Below are 20,503 nucleotides of genomic sequence, written 5' to 3'. Positions count from 1 at the left end.
GGCACCGAGCTGCGCGGCACCCTAGGAATGAGATGAAATAATCAGCGCCATGTCCAGACTCTCCTCATCACCGCGCACCGTCGCCTCGGCCCTGGGCTCGGTCGGCTCAGTGCTCATCGGCCGTGCCGCCCGCACCGTGACGAAGCTGCGCGGCGGCGGCGGCTCAGCCTTCCCGGGGCTCGTCGTGGAGAAGCTGGACCCGCATTTCCTCGCCCGAACACTGCACCGGCTGCCCCGAGGCGTCATCGTGGTCTCGGGGACCAACGGGAAGACCACCACCACCAAGATGGTCGTCGAGCTGCTGCAGGGCCAGGGCCTGAAGGTGTTCACCAACCGCAGCGGCTCCAACTTCACCCGCGGCGTCGTCGCCTCGATCCTCGAGGAGGTGAAGCTCTCCGGGAAGCTCGACGCCGACATCGCCGTGCTGGAGCTCGACGAGGCCCACGCGGTGCACTTCGTCAAGGCCGTGCGCCCGAACCACAGCCTTCTGCTCAACGTCATGCGCGATCAGCTCGACCGCTTCGGCGAGATCGATACCACCGCCGGGATGCTGCGCACCATTGCCCAGCACACCGTCGAAGCCGTGGTGCTCAACCGCGAGGACCCCAGGGTCCGGGCCATCGCCCAGACCCTGGGCACCCAGCGGGTCGACTACTTCGGGCTCAGCGAGTCCCTGCGCAGCCACTTCCCCAGCGACGACGACTTCCACTCATCACCCGCGAGCGCGGCGCAGCATCCACACGCCGACGTGGTCCTGGAGCAGCTGATCGAGGGCGGGGGCAGGTTCACCGTGGACGGCGAGTCCGTGACCACCTCGCTGACCGTCAACGGCGCCTACAACACCTTCAACGCCGCGGCCGCGATGGCAGTGGTCCGCCAGGCGCTGGGCGACGCCGTGGACGCCCCGGCGCTCATCGATTCGCTCTCCAAGGTCTCCCCGGCCTTCGGACGCGGCGAGAGCCTCACCGTCCAGGGCCGTCCGCTGGACCTGGTGCTGGTGAAGAACCCCTCCGGCTTCCGCCTCGGACTGAGCTCCTTTCCCGCCGGCGGCGTGGCCACGATGATCGCGATCAACGACAACTATGCCGATGGCCGGGACATGAGCTGGCTCTGGGACGTGGAGTTCGCCTCCCTCGCCGAGGACGGCGTGCGCATGATCTCCGGAGTCCGCGCCTATGACATGGCGCTGCGACTCAAATACGACGAGGTGGACTTCGACGCGGTGGAGCCCGACTTGAAGCTCGCGCTCACCCGCTTCCTGCAGGAGAACCCCGGCCAGCCCGCCCGGATCTTCTGCACCTACACCGCCATGCTCGCACTGCGTAAGCTGCTGGGCGCCTATACCGAAGTGGAGGCCTTCTGATGGCCGAGTCCAGACCCATCCATGTGCTGCAGCTCTACCCCCGGGACATGAACATCTACGGAGACTTCGGCAACGCGCTGGTGCTCCAGCGGCGTCTGCAGTGGCGCGGCTACGAGCCGATCCTGCACAGCTACGACCCGGAGGATGAGTTCCCGGAGCAGGTGGACATCGTCATCGGCGGCGGCGGTCAGGACAGCGGCCAGGACAAGATCCAGCAGGACCTGCTGCGCATCGGCGACAAGCTGCACGCCCTGGCAGACTCAGGCACCCCGATGCTGATGATCTGCGGGCTCTACCAGCTCTTCGGCCATTCCTTCCGCACCCGCGAGGGTCGCGAGATCAAGGGCGTGGGGATCCTCGACCTGCGGACCGAGGGCACCGACACCCGGCTGATCGGCAATGTGGTGGCCGAGTCCAAGGAGTTCGGGGAGATCCTCGGCTATGAGAACCACTCCGGACAGACCTACCTCGGTCCCGGGGTCCAGCCGCTGGCGCGGGTCACCAAAGGCGAGGGGAACAACGCCAAAGATGCCCACGAAGGGGCGCGCTGGAAGAACATCGTGGGCAGCTACCTGCACGGGTCGCTGCTGCCGAAGAACCCTGCGATCGCTGACTTCCTGATCGCTCGCGCCGTAGAGAGCCGCTTCGGCGAGACCATCGCCGCGCAGATCGCTCCCTCCGGGGCGAACCAGCCCATCGAGGAGCTCACCCGGCAGGCCAGGGCGACGGCGACCCGGCGACCCCGCTGAGCCGCCTGGCTCCATCAAGCCTCACGTCGGTTCGGCTGCAGGCCGGGCTCAGGCCGGCTCGGGATAGATGCGCTCGAGGGGCCCGATCCGGTCGTGACTGTCCGGAATCCCCAGTATCGGCATCTGGTAAGGCTGCCGTCGAGGCCGACCACCTCGTCGGCCCAGTCCCCGCTGGCTTCGCGGTTCTACTTCCAGCGCATGGTCATGAAGAAACCGACCATCGCGATGCTGAAGCCGATGATGATGTTCCAGCCCCCGGCGCCGGGCACCGGCGCGGCGCCCTGAGTGATGTAGTACACGATCAGCCACAGCAGGCCCAGGATCATCAGGCCGACCATGGTCGCGCGGTACCAGAGCGGCAGGGAATCATCCTCGAGTCCCAGGTCCTTGAGCTCCTTGGGATCGGCGTCGTTCAACGGAGACTTCTTCGTCTCGGTCTTGTCGCGCGTCCTGCGGTTCTTGCGTTGCTTGGACTCAGCCACGTCGGTTCGGTCCCCTCTGGATCTGGCACGGATGTCGGTTCGGTATCATGGGTGCACGGTCGTGCGCCTGAATGGTCACGGCCGTGGTCTGCGTGCCATTCTACCGTTTGAGTGTGATGGTCGCCCCACCCAGCCTTCGGAGGATTCATGTCAGGACATCGCGGCCGCGGCGCGGGCGCCCGGATACTCGGTGTCACAGGTGAGCTGCTGGTCACTCTGGGCGTGCTGGGACTGCTCTTCGTGGTGTGGGAGATCTGGTGGACCGGGCTCGACGCGGACCGCGGCGCCCGGGAGATCGAGGATGAGTTCCACAGCCGTATCGAGCAGCTGGAGACCGAGCCTGAACAGGACGATCAGCAGGAACCGGCGGAGTCCCAGGAGGAGTGCCAGCAGCTTCCCAACGGCGAGTATGCCGCCTGTCCCGAGAACATGGCCGCCGTGGACTCCGGCGCCATGGCCGTGGTCTATGCGCCCGCCATCGGTGCCGACTGGTCCGCGCCCGTGCGTTCCGGCGTCGATGACGAGACCCTGAACACCGGCGGACTGGGACACTATCCCGACACCCAGCTGCCCGGAGAGCCGGGAAACTTCGCCGTCGCGGGACACCGGCTCACCTACGGCGACGTGCTGCGCGACCAGGACCGGCTCACCCCCGGGGACGAGGTCTACGTGGAATCCCCCGACGGCTACTACACCTATGAGGTCTACGAGACCCATGTGGTGATGCCCCAGGACTCAGAGGTGATCCTGCCGGTGCCCGGCGAGCCGGAGGCCGAGGCTGACCGCTCGCTGCTGACCCTCACCACGTGTCACCCGCTCTTCTCCAACCGTGAGCGGCTGATCACCCATGCCGAGCTCGTGGACTTTACGCCACTGAGCGGCGAGGCCCCGACCGCCCTCGCCCAGAGAGGATCCTGAGATGTACGCCTGGCTGTTCCGCTCGCTCCCCGGTCCGCTGTGGGTGCAGATCCTGCTCGCCCTGGTCATCGTGGCCGGTGTCGTGCTGCTCCTGATGCAATTCGTCTTTCCCTGGCTGAGCCAGTACAGCCCGCTCAATGACTCCACCCTTGAATCGATGACCTTCCCGGCCCTGGGCCGGGCCGAAGGGACCCCTGTATGAGTGACACCGCGGCCCGCATCCTCGTCATCGACAACTACGACAGCTTCGTCTACACCCTGGTCGGGTACCTGCGCGAGCTCGGCGCGGAGGCGACCGTGATCCGCAATGACGACCTCTCGGTTGAGGACGCCAAGAAGCTCGCCGCAGAGCACGACGGCGTGCTCATCTCCCCCGGTCCCGGCACCCCTGGCGAGGCTGGCGTCTCGGTGGAGCTGATCCGCTGGTGCGCCGAGGCCCAGGAGCCGATGCTGGGTGTCTGTCTGGGACACCAGGGACTGGGTGAGGCCTTCGGGGCCACGGTCACCCACGCCGAACAGCTGATGCACGGCAAGACCTCCCCGGTGACCCACACCGGGCACGCCTCCTTCGCGGGACTGCCGGAGACCTTCGTGGCGACTCGCTACCACTCACTGACCGTGGCCCCGGAGACCATCCCTGCGGTGCTCGAGGTCACCGCTCGCACCGAGGACGGGGTCATCATGGGTCTGGCCCACCGGACGGCGCCGCTCTGGGGCATGCAGTATCACCCAGAGTCGGTGCTCACCGAGGGCGGCTACCGGATGCTCGGCAATTGGCTCGAGACCATGGGACAGACCGGTGCGGCGGAGCAGGCCGCGAAGCTTAACCCCATCCGCTGACGCCCCCGCTGACACACGAGCGGACCTGGCGTGATCGCCAGGTCCGCTCGTGTTCAGCTACGTTCTCCGTCGCGGCTCAGCTCAGGTGGCTGGCTTCGGTGAGGGAACGTTCTTGCCCTTGGCCTCGTCCGCGTTCTGTGCGTTGACGTTGGTCGTTCCCGAGGGTCCCGCCTTGGACTCCGGTGCACCGGAGGTCTTGGGGGCATCGGGAGCGGCCTTCGGCGCGGCGGCCGGAGTGCCAGCAACGGTGCTCGGCGCTGCCGAACCGCCCTGGCCAGCCGGCTTCGGCGCCGACGTTGCCGGCTGGGGAGCCGAGCCTGCGGGCTTGGCCGAGGTCACCGGCTTGGGAGCCGCAGTGGAGGAGGTGGCTGGCCGGGTGACCGGCGCAGGCTTCTTCCACGGATCCTCCACCGGCTGGCTCGCGCGCCATGCGGCCACGCCTGCGGTCACAGCCGCGGCCACCAGTCCGAAGACCAGCAGACCCTTCTTCCGGCTGTTGGAGCGCTGCTGCTTCTTCAGCGTCTTGGCAGCGCCCTTGGCGTAGTTCTCGGAGCTCTTGCGCAGCTTCTTGACGATCTTCTTGTCACCGGTCGCCTTGATCAGCGCCTTCTCGACGCGGGGATCAAGCTCAGCGCGGTGGATCAGCTTCGCGGTCTTGTCCGCATAGCCGCCCAGCTTCGCCGAGGTGGCCGGGACATACTCCGTGGCGAACTGCGTCTTGGCAGTGTCGTACTTGGAGAGGATCTTCGAGACCTCCGCCTTGGCCTGCGGGGGAAGCTTCTCGTACTGGGACGAGATGCCGCCGCCGGCGACCGAGGAGTACTCCTTGATCTTCTTTCCAGCCACTGAAGCGCTGTCATTGACGGCGCCCAGTGCGCGTCCCGAAGCGTCGTGCACCTTCGGGGCGCCCTTGCGGTAGGTGTCTTCGGCCCAATCTGCTGCCGCACCCAGTTTGGGGGCGGTCCAATCACGTGCGGTCTCGACTCCTGCAAGCACCAGGTGCTCCCAGCCGTGATTCCGCTTCTTCTTCTTGCCGAACATGCATGTCCTCCGAATCCGGATCGGTTGCTGGCATCAGCTTACGTGGTCTGTTCGTGACCTGCTATGGCACGGCCCATCCCTTCATCATCCCCCCACCTGACATCGCGCGCCACCAAGAGTGAGAGAATGGGGTCCATGAGTGCTATCGCAACGCATAAGGCAACTATCCGTACATCCCAGGGCGAGATCCTCGTGGAGCTCTTCGGGAACCACGCTCCCAAGACCGTGGACAACTTCGTCGGTCTCGCCACCGGTGAGCGCGAATGGACCCATCCCGAGTCCGGTGAGAAGAAGGTCAACACCCCTCTCTACAGCGGCACCGTGTTCCACCGCATCATCTCCGACTTCATGATCCAGGGCGGAGACCCGCTGGGCCTCGGCGTCGGTGGTCCCGGCTACAAGTTCGGCGACGAGATCCACCCGGAGCTCGACTTCACCTCCCCGTACAAGCTGGCCATGGCCAACGCCGGTCCGGGCACCAACGGGTCCCAGTTCTTCATCACCTCGGTGGCCACCAACTGGCTGCAGGGCAAGCACACCATCTTCGGCGAGGTCACCGACCCGGCTTCGCAGAAGGTCGTCGACGCGCTGAACACGGTCCCCACCGACAACCGGGACCGCCCGAAGGAAGATGTCGTGATCGAGAAGATCGACATCGAGAAGCTCTGAGGATCTAGACCGATCAACGCAACATTCTGTCCGCAACACCCGGACAGGCCCGCCACGGTGCAGTGTCAACGCTGCGACCGGCCGGCCTGTCCGGAGTGTCTGCGGGAGGCCCCGGTCGGGTTCCAGTGTGTGGACTGCCTGGCCCGGGCCCGAGAAGAGTTCCAACGACGCCGCCCCCCGGCCCGCTCCCAGTTCGGTGCCGTGCTGCGCCCAGACCAGCGCCCCGTGGTCACCTTCACGGTCATCGGCCTCTGCGTCGTGCTCTATGGCCTGCAGCTGCTGAGCAGCGCGGTCACCGAGGCGCTCTGGTACGCCCCGCTGCAGACCTCCCCCTGGTTCTTCGAGCCCTGGAGGATGCTCACCTCCGCGCTCGTGCATTCTCCGGCGAACGCCATGCACCTGCTCTTCAACATGTTCGCACTGTGGTTCATCGGCCGCGCCATCGAGCCGGCTCTCGGACGGCTCCGCTATATCGCGCTGCTCGTCCTCTCAGCGCTCGGCGGCTCGGTGGCGGTGCTCTTCCTGACCCCCGCCACGACGCCCACGCTGGGGGCCTCCGGGGCAGTCTTCGGCCTGTTCGGGGCGCTGTTCATCCTGATGCGGGCCACCGGTTCCCAGACCGGTGGGATCCTGGCCCTGATCGCGATCAACGTGGTGATCAGTTTCGTGATCCCCGGCATCTCCTGGCAGGGCCATTTGGGCGGCCTGCTCGTCGGCGTCGCTTGCGCCCTGGTGATCTCCAAGGCTCCGTCACGGTCCACCGGTGACCGTCAGGCCGACGCACGCCGTCGAGGCCGCTGGCACGGCTTCGGGCTGCTCGGCATAGCCGTGGTCCTGGTGCTGCTCACCGCGCTCGGCATGAGCCTGGTCAATCCCTACGCTTGAGTCGACGGCATCCGCCCGGATTTCTCCCCAGGCTGTGCACGACTAATCCACAGTTTTGTGCACAATTCACAAAATCCTGTGGATAGCGCTCTGACCAGCGGAATCACACGCATGTAACTTATGCACACTGTGGATAACACCTGTGGATAACACGCTGATCTGGGCTTTCTCAACAGATACGACGACGCCGGACCCACAGACTGTGGATCCGGCGTCGTGGTGCTTGTGCGACCTGCACGGGCCGCGCGGGCCGCGGGGGCTAGCGCTGTGCGGCAGCGCCCTGCGGGCGGGAGTCAGCAGCGGCCTCTGATTCGCTCCACTGCTCCTCCATGGTGGGCCACATCCGCTTGAGGATGTCATTCCACGTGATCGCTCCGGCGAGGGTCCCCTCGGAATAGACCACCGCGAGCTGCTCGCCGGCCTCTCGCATGGTCTGGAACGCCTCGTAGACCGAGGCTCCGGTCGAGACGACCAGTGCTGGGCGGGCCAGCTCACTGGCCGGATGCTCGGGCGGCACCGTGAGGGTGTCCCGCACATGGACCACCATTGGGTTGGTGCCCGTCTCGGGAATGATCAGGATTCGCAGGTGCCCGGTGCGCTGGGCCTCGGCCTGCACATCGGCCGCGGTGGCCGTGACCGGCACCGTGGTGGTCTCCTGTCGGGTGCGTGCGGCGATGACGTCGTCCACGGTGAGGGTCTCCAGGTCGATCACCCGGGAGATCTGCGAGGCCGAGGCCTCATCCAGCGTGCCGGTCCGGGTGGAGTGCTCCACCAGGTGCCGGATCGTGTCGGAGTCATATCCGCCCGCCGCAGCCCGGTCCACCGGGGTGATCCCGCTGGCCGCGACGAGCCGGTTGGCGATCCCGTTGATCCAGAGCAGCAGGGGACGGAAGGCCCACAGGACCACCTGGGCCGGGAGCGCGATGAGTTTCGCGGCGCGCTCCGGGTGCGCGATCGCCCAGGACTTCGGGGCCATCTCGCCGACCACCAGGTGCAGGAAGGTCATCAGGAACAGCGCCAGCGCGAACGCCAGCACGTCTGCGGCCCACAGCGGCATGTTCCACGACTCGAAGATCGGGGTCAGTGCGTAGTCGACAGCGGGCTTGCTGACCGCGCCCAGCGCGAAGGTACATGCGGTGATGCCCAGCTGGGCTCCGGCGAGCATCACGGTGAGCTCGTTGAGCCCGCGCAGCGCGGCACGTGCGGATTTGCTGTGCTCGGCCTCCTCCTCGAGGCGGTGCCGGCGGGCTGCCAGCAGCGCGAACTCCAGGATCACGAAGAACGCGGAGATCGCGATGATGGCGATGGTGGCAATGGTGGGGATCAGCCAGTCGCTCATCGTTCCTCCTCGAAATGTTCGGTCAGGCGAAGATGCACTGACTCGGGAACGTGGCGGTCCACGCTGATCACGGTGACATCGACCCACCGTGTGGGGGGCGAAGCCTCTCCGTAGTCGGCAGGATCCGCCGGCAGATCGATGCGGACCTCCTGGCCTTCGGTGAGCAGCGCGCCCTCTTGGGACATCAACAGCCCGGAGAGGGTCTCGTAGTCGCCTTCGGGGAAGTCCTGACCGATGACACGCTCCACCTCATCGAGATGCAGATCAGCGTCGACGCGCCAGTGGTTCTCACCGACATGTTCGATACCGGCGGGCTCCTCGTCGTCGTGCTCATCGCCGATCTCGCCGAGGATCTCCTCGGCAAGGTCTTCCATGGTGACCACACCGGTGAAGCCGCCGTATTCGTCGATCACGCAGGCGAGCTTGGCGTTGGCGTCGCGCAGGGTGCGCACGGCATCGGGCAGCGGCATCAGCGTGGGCACGATCACCGGGGCGCGCATGATCTCGGTGGCCGCGGCGGCGTCGGTGAACTTGCTGCCCAGCAGGTCCACGAGATGGACCACGCCGACGGGCTCGTCGTGCATGTCGACCACCGGGTAACGGGTGTGCTCCTCAGCCATCAGCGCCCGGATCTCACCCAGCGTGGTGTCAGGGTGGATCAGCCCGGTGCGTGAACGGGGGATCATGGCGTGCTCGACGTCGTGGTCCGGGAAGTCCAGGATCCTGTCGAGGGTCAGGTACATCTCCTCGGCAAGGTCACCGCTCTCATGCGAGCTGGTGACGATGTGTTCCAGGTCCTTGGCCGTGGCGCTGGACTCGACGTCGTGGACCGGCTCGATCCGCAGCAGCTTCAGCAGTGCGTTCGCGGAGACGTCGAAGATCCAGATCAGCCAGCCGAAGGCGGCGAGATAGAACTTCGTGGAGCGGGCGAGACCCAGCGACAGCGGGGTCGGGTTGGCGATGGCGTAGTTCTTGGGGAAGAGCTCGCCGAAGATCATCTGCACGATGGTCGAGGCGGCCAGCGCGAAGATCGTACCCACCGTGATGCCCAGCGCGGCGGGGACGCCTACGCCGCCCAGAAGGGCGCCGAGGCTCTCGCCTACCAGCGGCTCGGCGACATAGCCGACGAGCAGGCCGGTGACGGTGATGCCCAGCTGCGCTCCGGAGAGCATGAAGGAGGTGCGCCCCGTGACATCCAGCGCTCGTTTGGCGGATTTATTTCCTTCAGCGGCCAGTGCCCGCAGCTTATTGCGGTCCACGGACATGTAGGCGAACTCTTGGGCGACGAAGAACCCATTGGCTGCAATGATCACCAGGATCACCAGGATGCCCAGCAGAAGGAGCAGGAGCTCGATCACCGGGTCACCACCCGGGTGTGCGCGCGGCGATCAGCTTGCCCTGCGTTCGCAGCACTCGCGAGTCGATATCTTCGGCGGCGGAGTACTGCGCGTTGTAAGTCGTACACCTGTGTCAGGCACCTCTTCAGTCTCTAGGTTGATCTGTTAGACCGAGACTATAGCTCAAGATGCCCTTGGCGATAGTCCAGCGCCCGCCTAAGCCGTCCCTCGGGTCATGCGAAGGACCGTCGCGGCTTGATAACGTGAGCGCGTGACCGCCCAGGACTACGCATCCTTTCTCCATCCAGCGCACCAGCCCGCGGCCCGCCGGGCCATGCTGAGCACCTGGTGGCGGTGGCGGGATCATCAGGTACACATTGCCCGTCCGGCTCCGCAGCCCGGAGGGGTTCAAGGGTTCGGCGGCGCACCCGAGGACAGACCGACCGAGGGCCGATCGTTCGGGCCCCGGCTGCTGGTGATCCATGGGGGCGGCGGGTACAGCGGGGCGCTCTGGCCGCTCACCTCGCTGCTCGCGGCGCAGGGTCTTGATGTCGCCGCGGTGGACCTGCCGCTCTATGGCAGGACCCTCAGCCTGGACCCGGGCTCCGTGCGCTACCAGACCTGGGTGTCGCTGCTGGTCGATCTCATCGACGCCGAAGCGGATGGACGCCGGCTGATCCTTCTCGGAGCAAGCATGGGCGGGATGCTCGCCTATGAGGCGGCGGCCAGGGCGCCCCAGGTGGTCGCGGTCGCCGCGACCTCCCTGTTGGATCCGCGGGACTGGCGGGTGCGGGCGCGGCTGACCCGATTCGGCCCGCTCGCCATCCCGGTCGCGCCGCTGACCCGTCTGGTCCGTGGGAGATCCGAGTCGATCATGGTGCCGATGCCCGCGTTGGCTGACTTCGCCAAGATGAGTCGCAGCCGGGAGCTCTCCCAGCGCTGCGCGTCAGATCCGCTCGGTGGTGGCGCCCACGTCCCGCTGGGCTTCCTCAGCTCATTCCTGAACTATGTCCATGTCCCCGCGGCCGCAATGTCCACCCCGGTGACCCTCTTGCACCCCGCGCTTGACGACTGGACCCCGGTGCAGCTGAGCATGCGCTTCTTGCAGCGGATCGCGGCGCCGACCGAGGTGGTGATGCTTCGCGGATGCGGGCACTTTCCGGTCGAGGAACCCGGGGTCAGCGATCTCATCAGCGCTGTGGTTCGCCTGGCCAGACGCCACGGGTCCTGACGCCACACCGGAGGGCGTCTGCGGACCGACCGCCGATGGTCTGCCACGAGATATCACCCTCGGCCGATCGGCGAATGCGGCTCATACACGAAGAAGCTCCCCGCACGTCGTATGCGGGGAGCTTCTTGGTCACGTCCTCTGGTGGAGGCAAGGGGACTCGAACCCCTAACCCCCTGCTTGCAAAGCAGGTGCGCTACCAATTGCGCCATGCCCCCAAAGGTGCTTCTCAGGTTATCAGAGCGAGTCTGTTGCCTGAGACCAGACCTGCCGGGTGTCCTCGGCACGTCGCCACTGGCGATAGCCGAGGATGCCCGCCACTGAGAGAGCCACAAAGACGATGCGTTTCATGTTTCCCTCCTTGGAGTCCGGGGTGGGCGTAGGAGGACTTGAACCTCCGACCTCATCGTTATCAGCGATGCGCTCTAACCGCCTGAGCTATACGCCCGGACACCTTGTTTCAGGTGCGTCACCCCCGCGAGGGCGACCACTACACATTACCCTGCTCTCGGCGAGCGGGCCAAATCGTCAGATCCGGAGCCCTCAGTCGTCGGTGAGCGTGACCCCGACGCCGCCCACGAGGGAGGCGGAGAGGTTGTACAGCACGGCTGCGAGCATGGAGAGCACGGTCAGCAGCACCACATTGAGCACCGCGATGATCGTGGCGAAGGCCGCGACCTGCGCAAGGCTGACGAGTTCTTCGACGCGGAAGGTGCCTCCGCCGCCCTCGGTGCCGAGGATCTGGCCGAGCAGCTCGTTGACCCGGTTGAAGACGCCCGAGACATCCATCACGGTCCACAGCGTGACCGCCGCAACGACGGTCATGATGCCCAGGGCCACCGAAAGCAGGAAGCTCATCTTCAACACCGACCAGGGGTCGATCTTGGAGATCAGCAGTCGGGCCTTGCGGACCTTCGCCTTTGGCGTCGGACGCACCAGGCCTGGCTGGGGGCGGCTTCCGGAGGGACGCTGACCCTGGGCCGGTCGTGCGCCCTGCCCGCTGGGGCGAGCCGCCGCGGTGGGACGGGGGCGGGGTGCGCCCGTCTGGTCCGACGCGGGTCGGGCGGGCGTGGGGGCTCCGCCGGCGGCCTGGGCACGAGGCCGAGGCGCGGGGAACCGAGTCGACGGGCGCGCCGCGGAGGATCCCGACTTGTTCCCGGTATTACCTGCGCCGTTGCTTGCGCTCACTGAAGTCCTCCATCAAGCATCATCTTGGTCCGATTCATCCCGGTCCGCTTCATCAGGGTCCAACGCTACTGCATCGTCGGTCTCAGAACGCTCAGCTTCGACTGCGTCCGCCGCCGGTGTTCCGTTCTCCGGGGCCGCGGTCTCTTCCAGGGTCTCTGCCGGGCTCTCCGCGCTGGAGGCCTCGGCTGCGCCCTCTGCGGCCGCCGCCTCGGCTTCTCCGGTGGCGGCAAGGGTCACACCGGAGTTCCGAGCCACCTTGAGAATGCGGTCCTTCTTGCGCGGCTTCGCGAAGATGACTCCCATGGTGTCACGGCCCTTGGAGGGCACGCCCGAGACGGGAGACCGGACCACGTTGCCGGATTCCATGACGACCAAGACCTCGTCGTCGTCCTCGACCACCATGGCGCCGACCAGATCGCCGCGATCCTCGACCAGCTTGCCCACCTTGATGCCCAGGCCGCCGCGGCCCTGGACCCGGTATTCGCTGACCTCGGAGCGCTTGGCATAGCCGGCCTCGGTGACCACAAACACATAAGAGTCGTCGGTGACCACGTCGGCGGCCAGCAGCTCGTCCTCTTCGCGGAACTTCATGCCGGTGACGCCGGAGGTGGCACGACCCATGGGCCGCAGGGCCTCGTCGGTGGCGGTGAAGCGCAGCGACTGTCCCTTCCGCGAGACCAGCATCAGGTCATCGGTGGCCGAGATGAGCTTGGAGGAGACCAGCTCGTCGTCCTCGCGCAGGTTGATCGCGATCACGCCGGCCTGCCGCGGGGTGTCGTAGTCGGTGAGCACCGTCTTCTTCACCAGGCCTCGCTTGGTAGCGAGCACCAGGTAGGGGGCGTCCTCGTAGGTGCGCAGCGGCAGCACTCCGGCGATGTGCTCATCGGGCTGGAAGGCCACGATGTTCGCCACGTGCTGGCCCTTTGAATCTCTGCCGGACTCGATCAGGTCGTAGCACTTGGTGCGGTAGACCCGGCCGAGGTTGGTGAAGAACAGGATCCAGTGGTGCGTGGTGGTCACGAAGAAGTGCTCGACGATGTCGTCGGTGCGCAGCTGGGCTCCGCGGACACCCCTGCCGCCGCGGTGCTGCGCGCGGTAGCTGTCGATCTTGGTCCGCTTGACGTAGCCGTCGCGGGTGATCGAGACGACGACGTCCTCCTGGGGGATCAGGTCCTCCATGGACATGTCGCCGTCGTAGCCGAGCTGGATGTGGGTGCGTCGGTCGTCGCCGTGCTTGTCCACGATGGTCTCCAGCTCGGAGCTGATGATCCGGCGCTGGCGATCCTCCGAGGCCAGGATGTCCTGGAAGTCCTCGATCATCTTCATCAGCTCGTCGTACTCGTCCTGCAGGCGCTGGCGCTCAAGGGCTGCGAGCTTACGCAGCTGCATGTCCAGGATGGCCTGGGCCTGGTCGTCGTCGATCTCCAACAGCGACTTCAGGTTCTGCCGGGCTTCGTCGACGGTGGAGGAGGCGCGGATCGTGGCGATCACGCGGTCCAGGTCGTCCAGGGCCTTGAGCAGGCCGATCTTGATGTGGGCCTCGCGCTGGGCCTTGTCGAGCCGGAACTGGGTCCGCCGGACGATCACGTCGATCTGGTGGGTGACCCAGTGGTGGACGAAGGCGTCCAGGCTCAGCGTGCGGGGCACGCCGTCGACCAGGGCCAGCATGTTCGCGGAGAAGTTCTCCTGCAGCTGGGTGTGCTTATAGAGGTTGTTCAGCACCACCTTGGCCACGGCGTCGCGCTTGAGCACGACGACCAGGCGCTGACCGGTGCGGCCGGAGGACTCATCGCGCAGATCCGCGATCCCGGAGACCTTCCCATCCTTGACCAGCAGCGCGATCTTCCGGGCCAGGTTGTCGGGGTTCGCATGGTACGGAAGCTCCGTGACCACCAGGCAGGTGCGTCCCTGCAGCTCCTCCACGCTGACCACGGCGCGCATCGTGATCGAGCCGCGGCCGGTGCGGTAGGCCTCTTCGATCCCGCGGGTGCCCAGGATCTGTGCGCCGGTGGGGAAGTCGGGGCCCTTGATCCGCTGCAACAGCGCCTCGAGCAGCTCCTCGCGGCTGGCCTGCGGGTTCTGCAGGTACCACTTCACGCCGTCGGCGACCTCGCGCAGGTTGTGCGGAGGAATGTTCGTGGCCATGCCCACCGCGATGCCCGAGGAGCCGTTGACCAGCAGGTTCGGGAACCGCGAGGGCAGCACGACGGGCTCTTGCTGCTTGCCGTCGTAGTTGTCCTGGAAGTCCACGGTGTTCTCGTTGATGTCCCGGACCATCTCCATGGCCAGCTGGGCCATCTTGGTCTCGGTGTACCGCGGGGCCGCCGGACCGTCGTCGCCGGGGTTGCCGAAGTTGCCCTGGCCGGTGGCCAGCGGGTACCGCATGACCCAGTCCTGGATCAGCCGGGAGAGGGCGTCGTAGATCGCCGAGTCGCCGTGCGGGTGGTAGTTGCCCATCACGTCGCCGACCACGCGGGCACACTTGTTGAAGGAGCGGTCCGGGCGGTAGCCGCCGTCGTACATCGCGTAGAGCACGCGGCGATGCACCGGCTTGAGTCCGTCGCGCACATCGGGGAGCGCGCGGCCCACGATGACAGCCATCGCGTAGTCCAGGTAGGACCGCTTCATCTCGGTCTGCAGGTCGATCTGCCGGATCCGGTCGGTGGTCACGACGTCGCCGACGACGACGCCCTCCACGGCCTCGGTCGGGCCGCTCTGCGGGTCCTGTGGTTCTTCGGTGTTGTCACTCACGTGTGGTGTTCTCCCTTAGGCGAAAAATCGGCATCGTCTCGCGGCTGCGTCCGGGTGGGACGGCTGCGACTCAGATGTCGAGGAAGCGGACGTCCTTGGCGTTCTGCTGGATGAATCCGCGGCGGGATTCGACGTCTTCACCCATGAGGATGGAGAACACCTCATCGGCGGCAGCGGCGTCCTCCATGGAGACCTGGAGCAGGGTGCGGTGGTCCGGATCCATGGTGGTCTCCCACAACTCCGAGTAGTCCATCTCGCCCAGACCCTTATAGCGCTGGATCCCGAGCTCCTTGGGCAGCTTTCGCCCGTTCGCCCGGCCCTCGCGAAGCGCGACGTCGCGTTCGGCGTCGGTGTAGACGTAGTCCTGCGGGCCGGTCTGCCATTTGATCTTGTACAGCGGCGGCTGGGCAAGGAACACGTTGCCGTGCTCGATCAGCGGACGCATGTAGCGGAAGAGCAGGGTGAGCATCAGGGTGGTGATGTGCTGGCCGTCCACATCGGCATCGGCCATGAGCACGATCTTGTGATAACGAAGCTTGGCCTGGTCGAAGTCCTCGCCGATGCCCGTGCCGAAGGCCGTGATCATCGACTGGACCTCTTGGTTGCCCAGCGCGCGGTCCAGCCGAGCCCGCTCGACGTTGAGGATCTTCCCGCGCAGCGGCAGGATCGCCTGGGTGCGCGGGTCCCGGCCGCGCTTGGCCGAACCGCCGGCCGAGTCGCCCTCGACCAGGTAGATCTCTGATTCAGAGGGGTCCTTGGAGGAGCAGTCGGCGAGCTTGCCGGGCATGCCCATGGTCTCCAGCGGCGACTTCCGGCGGGCGTTCTCCCGGGCCTTGCGGGCCGCCACACGCGCATGCGCGGCCGACTGGGCCTTGCGCACGATGTCCCGGGCCGGGCCGGGATTACGCTCCAGCCAGTCGCCGAGGTACTCGTTGACGACCTTCTGCACGAAGCCGCGAGCCTCGGTGTTGCCCAGCTTGGTCTTGGTCTGGCCCTCGAACTGCGGCTCGCGAAGCTTGATCGAGATGACCGCCGTCAGGCCCTCGCGGATGTCCTCGCCGGTGAGGTTGTCGTCCTTCTCACGCAGGATCTGCTTGTCCCGGGAGTACCGGTTGATCAGCGTGGTCATCGCGGCACGGAAGCCCTCTTCGTGGGTGCCGCCCTCGTGGGTGTTGATCGTGTTGGCGTAGGTGTGCACCGACTCCGAGTAGGACAGCGTCCACTGCATGGCCAGCTCGGCGGCCATGCCGCGCTCGGTATCCTCGGCCTCGAAGGCGATGACGTCGTCGTGGACGACCTCGGCCCGCTTCGTGGCATTGAGGTGATTGACGTAGTCCAGCAACCCGGCGTCGTACTGGTAGACGACGACGCGGCCCTTCGGGGTCTCGATGATGCCGTCGCTGCCGCCGCCGGCCTCGGTGGGCTCCAGCTCGGCCTCGGTCTCCTCGTGGTGCTCCTCGAGGACCTCGTCGTGGACGACCTCGTTGCCCGGGATCTTGCGCTCATCGCGCAGGGTGATGCGCAGTCCCTTGTTCAGGAAGGCCATCTGCTGGAACCGAGCGCGGAGGGTCTCGAAGTCGAACTCGATGCTCTCGAAGATCGACGGGTCCGGGTAGAAGACCATGGTGGTGCCGGTCTCGTCGGTCTCCCCGCCCTGGGACAGCGGCTGGGTGGTCTCGCCGCCGTTGCCGAAGCCGATGCTCCACTCGTGGCCCTGTCGACGCACCGTGGTGCGGACCTTGCGGGAGAGTGCGTTGACCACGGAGATGCCGACGCCGTGCAGCCCGCCGGAGACCGCGTAGCCGCTGCCGCCGAACTTGCCGCCCGCGTGCAGCACGGTCATCACGACCTCCACGGTGGGCTTGCCCTCGGTGGGGTGCATGTCCACAGGGATGCCGCGCCCGTCGTCCTCGACGCGCACGCCGCCGTCGTCCTGCATCGTGATCTGGATGTGGGAGCAGTAGCCGGCCAGAGCCTCGTCCACCGAGTTGTCGACCACCTCGTACACCAGGTGGTGCAGACCGCGCTCACCGGTGGAGCCGATGTACATGCCGGGGCGCTTGCGGACTGCTTCCAGGCCCTCCAGGACGGTGATGTCCGAGGCGCCGTAGTTGCCCTGATGCTGCTTGTTCTCGTTAGCCGAGGTCACGGGCTATGCCGTCTCCTTGAGTTGCCGGGAAGGTCGAGGCTGCTGACCTTGTCATGACACAGACCAGCCCGAGTGGTGGGTGCGCTCGGGCCGTCGGTCGAGTCTACCGCGCCGAGGCCCCAAAATCGTATTTTCTGCGCGCTGTGAGCGGGCAGAGTCCATGATCAGCGGCCGAGGAACGGGCCTGGGATCAGCGCAGGGATGGTCGGGTGAGGTTGGGTTCCACTAGGAGGGCCCGAGCGCGGCATATCGCAGCCTGGCGTTTCATCCGTAGGTGTCCCGTGGACCCCGGCCACGCACCGAGTAACGGCCCTTCTTCCAGCTCGGGGCGGCGGGGCCGCGGATCGAGAGACCAGTGACGATCCCGGGTCCCAGCTCGGTGTTGAAGACATCCATCAGCTGCGGCCGCATCAGCTTGAGGTTCGTGGCCCAGGCGGTGGAGTCGCAGAGCACCTCCACCACGCCGTTCTCGAACTTCTCCGGCTTGCAGTGCTGCGCTATCGCGGAGCCGACCAGCTGCTCCCAGCGGGCAATGACCGAGCCCACGGCGACCGGTGAGCTCCAGCCGCGGGTCTTGATCAGACCTCCGACCACTCCGCCCAGCAGGTTCGGGTCCCGTCGGTCAGCGCCGGGCTTCGAGCTCGCGGCGTTCTTCGCGCGGTCCTGGGCCTCTTTGGCGCTGCTACGTGGGTCACCGGCGAGCGAGGAGCCGCGCGGGATGCCACGCATCCGGTGCTCGCCGCGACCGCGCGCCGCCGCGCGCATCCTGGCCAACAGGATCTTCGCGGCGTCCTCGTGGTCGTGGATCTGGTCTTCAATCCCGTTCATGGACGGTCACCTGGCTGATCTGGCCCACCGATTCCACCCGCAGCGCGTTGTGCATGAGGCTAGCCGGGACGTCGTCGTCGACCGCGGCGGTGACGATGAGCTGCTCCGCCTCGGCGGCGAGCTCGGCCAGTCGACGACGACGGCGGGCATCGAGCTCCGCGAACACGTCGTCGAGGATCAGCACCGGCTGAGCGCCCTCACTGGGGTCGTCGTCGACCATCACGCGGTAGGCGGCGAGGCGCAGGGCCAGCGCGAAGGACCAGGTCTCTCCGTGGGAGGCGAATCCCTTCACCGGAACCTCGTCCAGGGTGAAGGCGATGTCGTCGCGATGCGGCCCCACCAGGGTGATCGCGCGTTCGCGTTCTTCACGCCGGACGGTGGCCAGGCGCTGCACCATCAGCGCCGCGAGGTCTTCCCGGGAGAACGATTCTAGGGCGGAGACGTCGAGCGAGGAGACGTCGCGAGGCCCGGGATCCGAGAGCGCGCTCGACGGATTTTCGGCGGAGTCGGCGTGAGCTGGGCCTGGATCGACAGCATCCGAGTCACCAGCACCGCGGTCCTCGACGTCCAAGGAGCTGAGGTACTTCACCCGTGCGGTGCGCACGCTGCCGGAGAGCTGCTCGTAGGCGGTGGCCACATGCGGGCGCAGCGCGCTGAGCATCTGCAGCCGCGCCGTGAGCAGATGCGACCCGGCTTCGGCGAGCTGGTGATCCCAGACTGCCAGAGTGGACTCGTGGGTGGCGGTGAAGCCCTGGTGCCGGATCGATTTGAGCAGCGCGTTGCGCTGTTTGAGCACCTTTTCGTAGTCCAGGCGCACCCCGCCCAGGGCTGGGCGCAGCTGAACCGCGAGATCGTCCAAGAGGCGGCGTCGGACGGTGGGGGATCCCTTGATCAGCTCCAGATCCTCTGGAGCGAAGAGCACGGTGCGCAGAATCCCGAGCACGTCGGTGGCCCGCACCGGGTTGCCCCGGTTGATCCGAGCCCGATTGCTGCGGCCTGGATTGATCTCCACCTCGAGCAGCGCCTGCCGGGTCCCGCGATGGGCATCGGCGCGGATGAAGGCCTGTTGCTCTCCATGGCGGACCAGCGGGCCGTCCTGGCTGACCCGATGTGAGCTCAGCGTGGAGAGATAGCCGATCGCCTCGGCGATATTGGTCTTTCCCACGCCGTTGAAGCCCAGCAGCACATTGGGGCCAGGCTGCAGCGTCAGCTGCGCCTGGGCGTAGCTGCGAAAATCTGTGAGCGTGAGCTGTGAGATCCGCATGGTCTCCTGGGCCGCCGGCGACTACGAGTTGATCAGGCGCACTGGCATCAGCAGGTATCGGAAGTCGATGGACTTCTCACCCTCGGCCTCCGCCTGACCGGTGATCATCGCCGGCTTGGGAGCGGAGACGAAGGAGAAGCGCAGGAACTCGGTGTCGATGACGTTGAGCCCCTCGTTGAGGTACGCCGGGTTGAACCCCACCGTGATGGCTTCCCCGGTGAGGGTGGCCGGGATGACTTCGGAGGCCGATGCGGCGTCGTCGACCCCGGCGTCGAGGATGACTTCGTTGTCCTGGGTGAACTGCAGCCGCACATGACCGTTGCGTTCGGAGACCAGAGACACGCGGCGGGCGGCCTCGATGAACTCGGCGGTGCCGACCACGGCGTGGATCGGTGTCTCCTCGGGGAACAGCTGGCGGATCTTGGGGTAGTCACCGTCGACCAGCACGGAGGTGGTGCGGCGCCCGCCGGAGGAGAAGCCGACGAGCTCAGCGGTCTCCGAGAGCGCGATCTGCAGCGATCCGGCTCCGGCGAGGGACTTGGCCACGTCGTTGAGCGTCTTGGCCTTGATCAGGACAGAGGTTGAGATGTCTGGGGCGACGGGCGACCAGTTGATCTCTCGCATGGCCAGCCGGTAGCGGTCTGTGGCCAGGAAGGTGATCGTGTCGCCCTCGATCTCGACCTTGACGCCGGTGAGGATGGGGAGGGTGTCGTCCTTTGATGCCGCTGTGATGACCTGGGAGACCGCGCGGGCGAAGGCGGCACCGTCGACGGTTCCGGCGAGCTCCGGCATGCCGGGAAGCTCCGGGTACTCATCCACCGGCATCGTCGAGAGCGTGAACTTCGAAGACCGGCAGGTCAGCTGCACACGCGAGTCCTGCAGGTGCACGGTGACGGGAGCATTCGGCAGGGATTTCACGATGTCGTTGAGCAGCCGTCCCGACACCAGGATCGTGCCCTCCTGCTTCACATCGGCCTCGATGTGAAGCTGAGCGGAGATCTCGTGGTCGAAGCTGGAGATCGTCACCGTCTGGTCAGCTGCGGTGATGTGCAGCCCTGCCAGGACGGGAGCCGGGGGGCGGGGAGACAGCGAACGGGCAGCCCATGAGACTGCTTCGGAAAGAACGTCCCGTTCAACAGTGAACTCCACTGATCCCTGCCCTTCTTGTGGCTCTTCGACAGCCCAATGGTGAATGTCAAGCATCTCGTGGCTGTGTCGAGTGTCGAGCTTACCTGCAATAGCGAGGCAGAAGCCAGCAACGGTCTGCCCGACCACCATATGAGCCGTCTGACAGTTCGTGAGCCACAAGATCTGGGATCAAGTGGAGCGGCTGGAGGGCTTGCGGCCAGGGTTTGTAGCTCAGCGCCGCGGCGTTGGTGGGCGCTCAATGAGCTCCTGGCGGTCTCTCCAGGCAGCGCCTGGGTCTTCGGGGTGGGTCCTGGCTTGAACGGTCGAGGTGATTGTTCTCTGTC

Annotated in this window: 19 protein-coding genes and 2 tRNA genes; 8 read left to right on the top strand and 13 right to left on the bottom strand. The window is 66.5% G+C overall.

Features of this window, described 5'->3' with window-relative positions; genetic code table 11:
• The first annotated feature begins 49 nt into the window (after positions 1–49).
• Both ACHAA4_RS04655 and ACHAA4_RS04650 read left to right on the top strand, forming a co-directional pair.
• Positions 50–1,363: a MurT ligase domain-containing protein gene (locus tag ACHAA4_RS04655; protein WP_435773028.1), complete on the top strand. Its 1,314-nt coding sequence runs from the start codon at positions 50–52 to the stop codon at positions 1,361–1,363.
• Positions 1,363–2,112 (top strand): type 1 glutamine amidotransferase, encoded by a 750-nt coding sequence (locus ACHAA4_RS04650; RefSeq protein ID WP_435773027.1) that lies wholly within the window; start codon positions 1,363–1,365, stop codon positions 2,110–2,112. Before ACHAA4_RS04655 ends, ACHAA4_RS04650 begins: the two co-directional genes overlap by 1 nt.
• Positions 2,113–2,297: 185 nt before the next feature.
• On the opposite strand, the gene ACHAA4_RS04645 is transcribed toward ACHAA4_RS04650, so the two are convergent.
• Positions 2,298–2,594: a cell division protein CrgA gene (locus ACHAA4_RS04645; RefSeq protein WP_435773026.1), complete on the bottom strand. Its 297-nt coding sequence runs from the start codon at positions 2,592–2,594 to the stop codon at positions 2,298–2,300.
• Positions 2,595–2,741: 147 nt separating this feature from the next.
• On the opposite strand from ACHAA4_RS04645, the gene ACHAA4_RS04640 reads away from it, so the two are divergent.
• Genes ACHAA4_RS04640 through ACHAA4_RS04630 form a run of 3 tightly spaced genes read left to right on the top strand, consistent with a single transcriptional unit; the run spans position 2,742 to position 4,352 of the window.
• Positions 2,742–3,512, top strand: a complete 771-nt coding sequence (locus tag ACHAA4_RS04640) for a class E sortase (RefSeq protein WP_435773025.1) — start codon at positions 2,742–2,744, stop codon at positions 3,510–3,512.
• 1 nt (position 3,513) lies between these two features.
• Positions 3,514–3,714, top strand: coding sequence for a hypothetical protein (locus tag ACHAA4_RS04635; protein ID WP_435773024.1), 201 nt, complete (start codon positions 3,514–3,516; stop codon positions 3,712–3,714).
• Entirely contained in the window at positions 3,711–4,352 is a 642-nt protein-coding gene (locus ACHAA4_RS04630) for an aminodeoxychorismate/anthranilate synthase component II (RefSeq protein WP_435773023.1), read from the top strand. The genes ACHAA4_RS04635 and ACHAA4_RS04630 overlap by 4 nt, the downstream gene beginning before the upstream one ends.
• An 81-nt stretch (positions 4,353–4,433) precedes the next feature.
• On the opposite strand, the gene ACHAA4_RS04625 is transcribed toward ACHAA4_RS04630, so the two are convergent.
• Positions 4,434–5,393, bottom strand: a complete 960-nt coding sequence (locus tag ACHAA4_RS04625; protein WP_435773022.1) for a hypothetical protein — start codon at positions 5,391–5,393, stop codon at positions 4,434–4,436.
• A 135-nt stretch (positions 5,394–5,528) separates the two neighbouring features.
• Here ACHAA4_RS04625 and ACHAA4_RS04620 point away from each other — a divergent pair, with 135 nt between their 5' ends.
• Both ACHAA4_RS04620 and ACHAA4_RS04615 read left to right on the top strand, forming a co-directional pair.
• The gene (locus ACHAA4_RS04620; RefSeq protein WP_106122709.1) at positions 5,529–6,062 is read left to right on the top strand and encodes a peptidylprolyl isomerase; all 534 of its coding nucleotides are present in this window, start codon (positions 5,529–5,531) and stop codon (positions 6,060–6,062) included.
• 129 nt (positions 6,063–6,191) lie between these two features.
• Positions 6,192–6,947, top strand: a complete 756-nt coding sequence (locus tag ACHAA4_RS04615; protein ID WP_435773021.1) for a rhomboid family intramembrane serine protease — start codon at positions 6,192–6,194, stop codon at positions 6,945–6,947.
• Between the two features lie 259 nt (positions 6,948–7,206).
• Here ACHAA4_RS04615 and ACHAA4_RS04610 read toward each other — a convergent pair whose 3' ends face one another.
• Together ACHAA4_RS04610 and ACHAA4_RS04605 are read right to left on the bottom strand one after the other, a co-directional pair.
• Positions 7,207–8,286: a CNNM domain-containing protein gene (locus ACHAA4_RS04610; protein ID WP_435773020.1), complete on the bottom strand. Its 1,080-nt coding sequence runs from the start codon at positions 8,284–8,286 to the stop codon at positions 7,207–7,209.
• Positions 8,283–9,644, bottom strand: coding sequence for a hemolysin family protein (locus tag ACHAA4_RS04605; protein WP_435773019.1), 1,362 nt, complete (start codon positions 9,642–9,644; stop codon positions 8,283–8,285). The genes ACHAA4_RS04610 and ACHAA4_RS04605 overlap by 4 nt, the downstream gene beginning before the upstream one ends.
• A 250-nt stretch (positions 9,645–9,894) precedes the next feature.
• On the opposite strand from ACHAA4_RS04605, the gene ACHAA4_RS04600 reads away from it, so the two are divergent.
• Positions 9,895–10,854 carry an alpha/beta hydrolase gene (locus ACHAA4_RS04600; protein ID WP_435773018.1) on the top strand — a complete coding sequence of 320 codons (960 nt, stop codon included), beginning with the start codon at positions 9,895–9,897 and terminating at the stop codon, positions 10,852–10,854.
• 139 nt (positions 10,855–10,993) lie between these two features.
• Here the strand turns inward: ACHAA4_RS04600 and ACHAA4_RS04595 are convergent.
• From ACHAA4_RS04595 to dnaN, 9 genes are all read right to left on the bottom strand, one after another.
• A tRNA-Ala gene (locus ACHAA4_RS04595) sits at positions 10,994–11,069 on the bottom strand.
• A 19-nt stretch (positions 11,070–11,088) separates the two neighbouring features.
• A complete protein-coding gene (locus tag ACHAA4_RS04590) occupies positions 11,089–11,202 on the bottom strand; it encodes a DLW-39 family protein (RefSeq protein ID WP_219886429.1) in 114 nt (37 codons plus the stop codon).
• 23 nt (positions 11,203–11,225) lie between these two features.
• Positions 11,226–11,299: transfer RNA gene (locus ACHAA4_RS04585), tRNA-Ile, on the bottom strand.
• Positions 11,300–11,394: 95 nt separating this feature from the next.
• Complete coding sequence (locus ACHAA4_RS04580) at positions 11,395–11,787, bottom strand: DUF3566 domain-containing protein (protein WP_435773017.1); 393 nt, start codon at positions 11,785–11,787, stop codon at positions 11,395–11,397.
• 264 nt (positions 11,788–12,051) lie between these two features.
• Complete coding sequence (gene gyrA / locus ACHAA4_RS04575; protein WP_435773016.1) at positions 12,052–14,790, bottom strand: DNA gyrase subunit A; 2,739 nt, start codon at positions 14,788–14,790, stop codon at positions 12,052–12,054.
• Positions 14,791–14,860: 70 nt separating this feature from the next.
• Positions 14,861–16,939 carry a DNA topoisomerase (ATP-hydrolyzing) subunit B gene (gyrB, locus tag ACHAA4_RS04570; RefSeq protein ID WP_435773015.1) on the bottom strand — a complete coding sequence of 693 codons (2,079 nt, stop codon included), beginning with the start codon at positions 16,937–16,939 and terminating at the stop codon, positions 14,861–14,863.
• 264 nt (positions 16,940–17,203) lie between these two features.
• Positions 17,204–17,767 carry a DciA family protein gene (locus ACHAA4_RS04565; protein WP_435773014.1) on the bottom strand — a complete coding sequence of 188 codons (564 nt, stop codon included), beginning with the start codon at positions 17,765–17,767 and terminating at the stop codon, positions 17,204–17,206.
• Positions 17,754–19,031 (bottom strand): DNA replication/repair protein RecF, encoded by a 1,278-nt coding sequence (gene recF / locus ACHAA4_RS04560; RefSeq protein ID WP_435773013.1) that lies wholly within the window; start codon positions 19,029–19,031, stop codon positions 17,754–17,756. The genes ACHAA4_RS04565 and recF overlap by 14 nt, the downstream gene beginning before the upstream one ends.
• A 21-nt stretch (positions 19,032–19,052) precedes the next feature.
• Positions 19,053–20,180, bottom strand: coding sequence for a DNA polymerase III subunit beta (dnaN, locus tag ACHAA4_RS04555; protein ID WP_435773012.1), 1,128 nt, complete (start codon positions 20,178–20,180; stop codon positions 19,053–19,055).
• Positions 20,181–20,503 lie beyond the last annotated feature (323 nt).

The organism is Nesterenkonia maliinae, from assembly GCF_051262655.1.
Lineage (GTDB): Bacteria > Actinomycetota > Actinomycetes > Actinomycetales > Micrococcaceae > Nesterenkonia.
The sequence above is the reverse complement of the archived record's forward strand: the minus strand, read 5'-3'. Positions and strand labels throughout refer to the sequence as shown.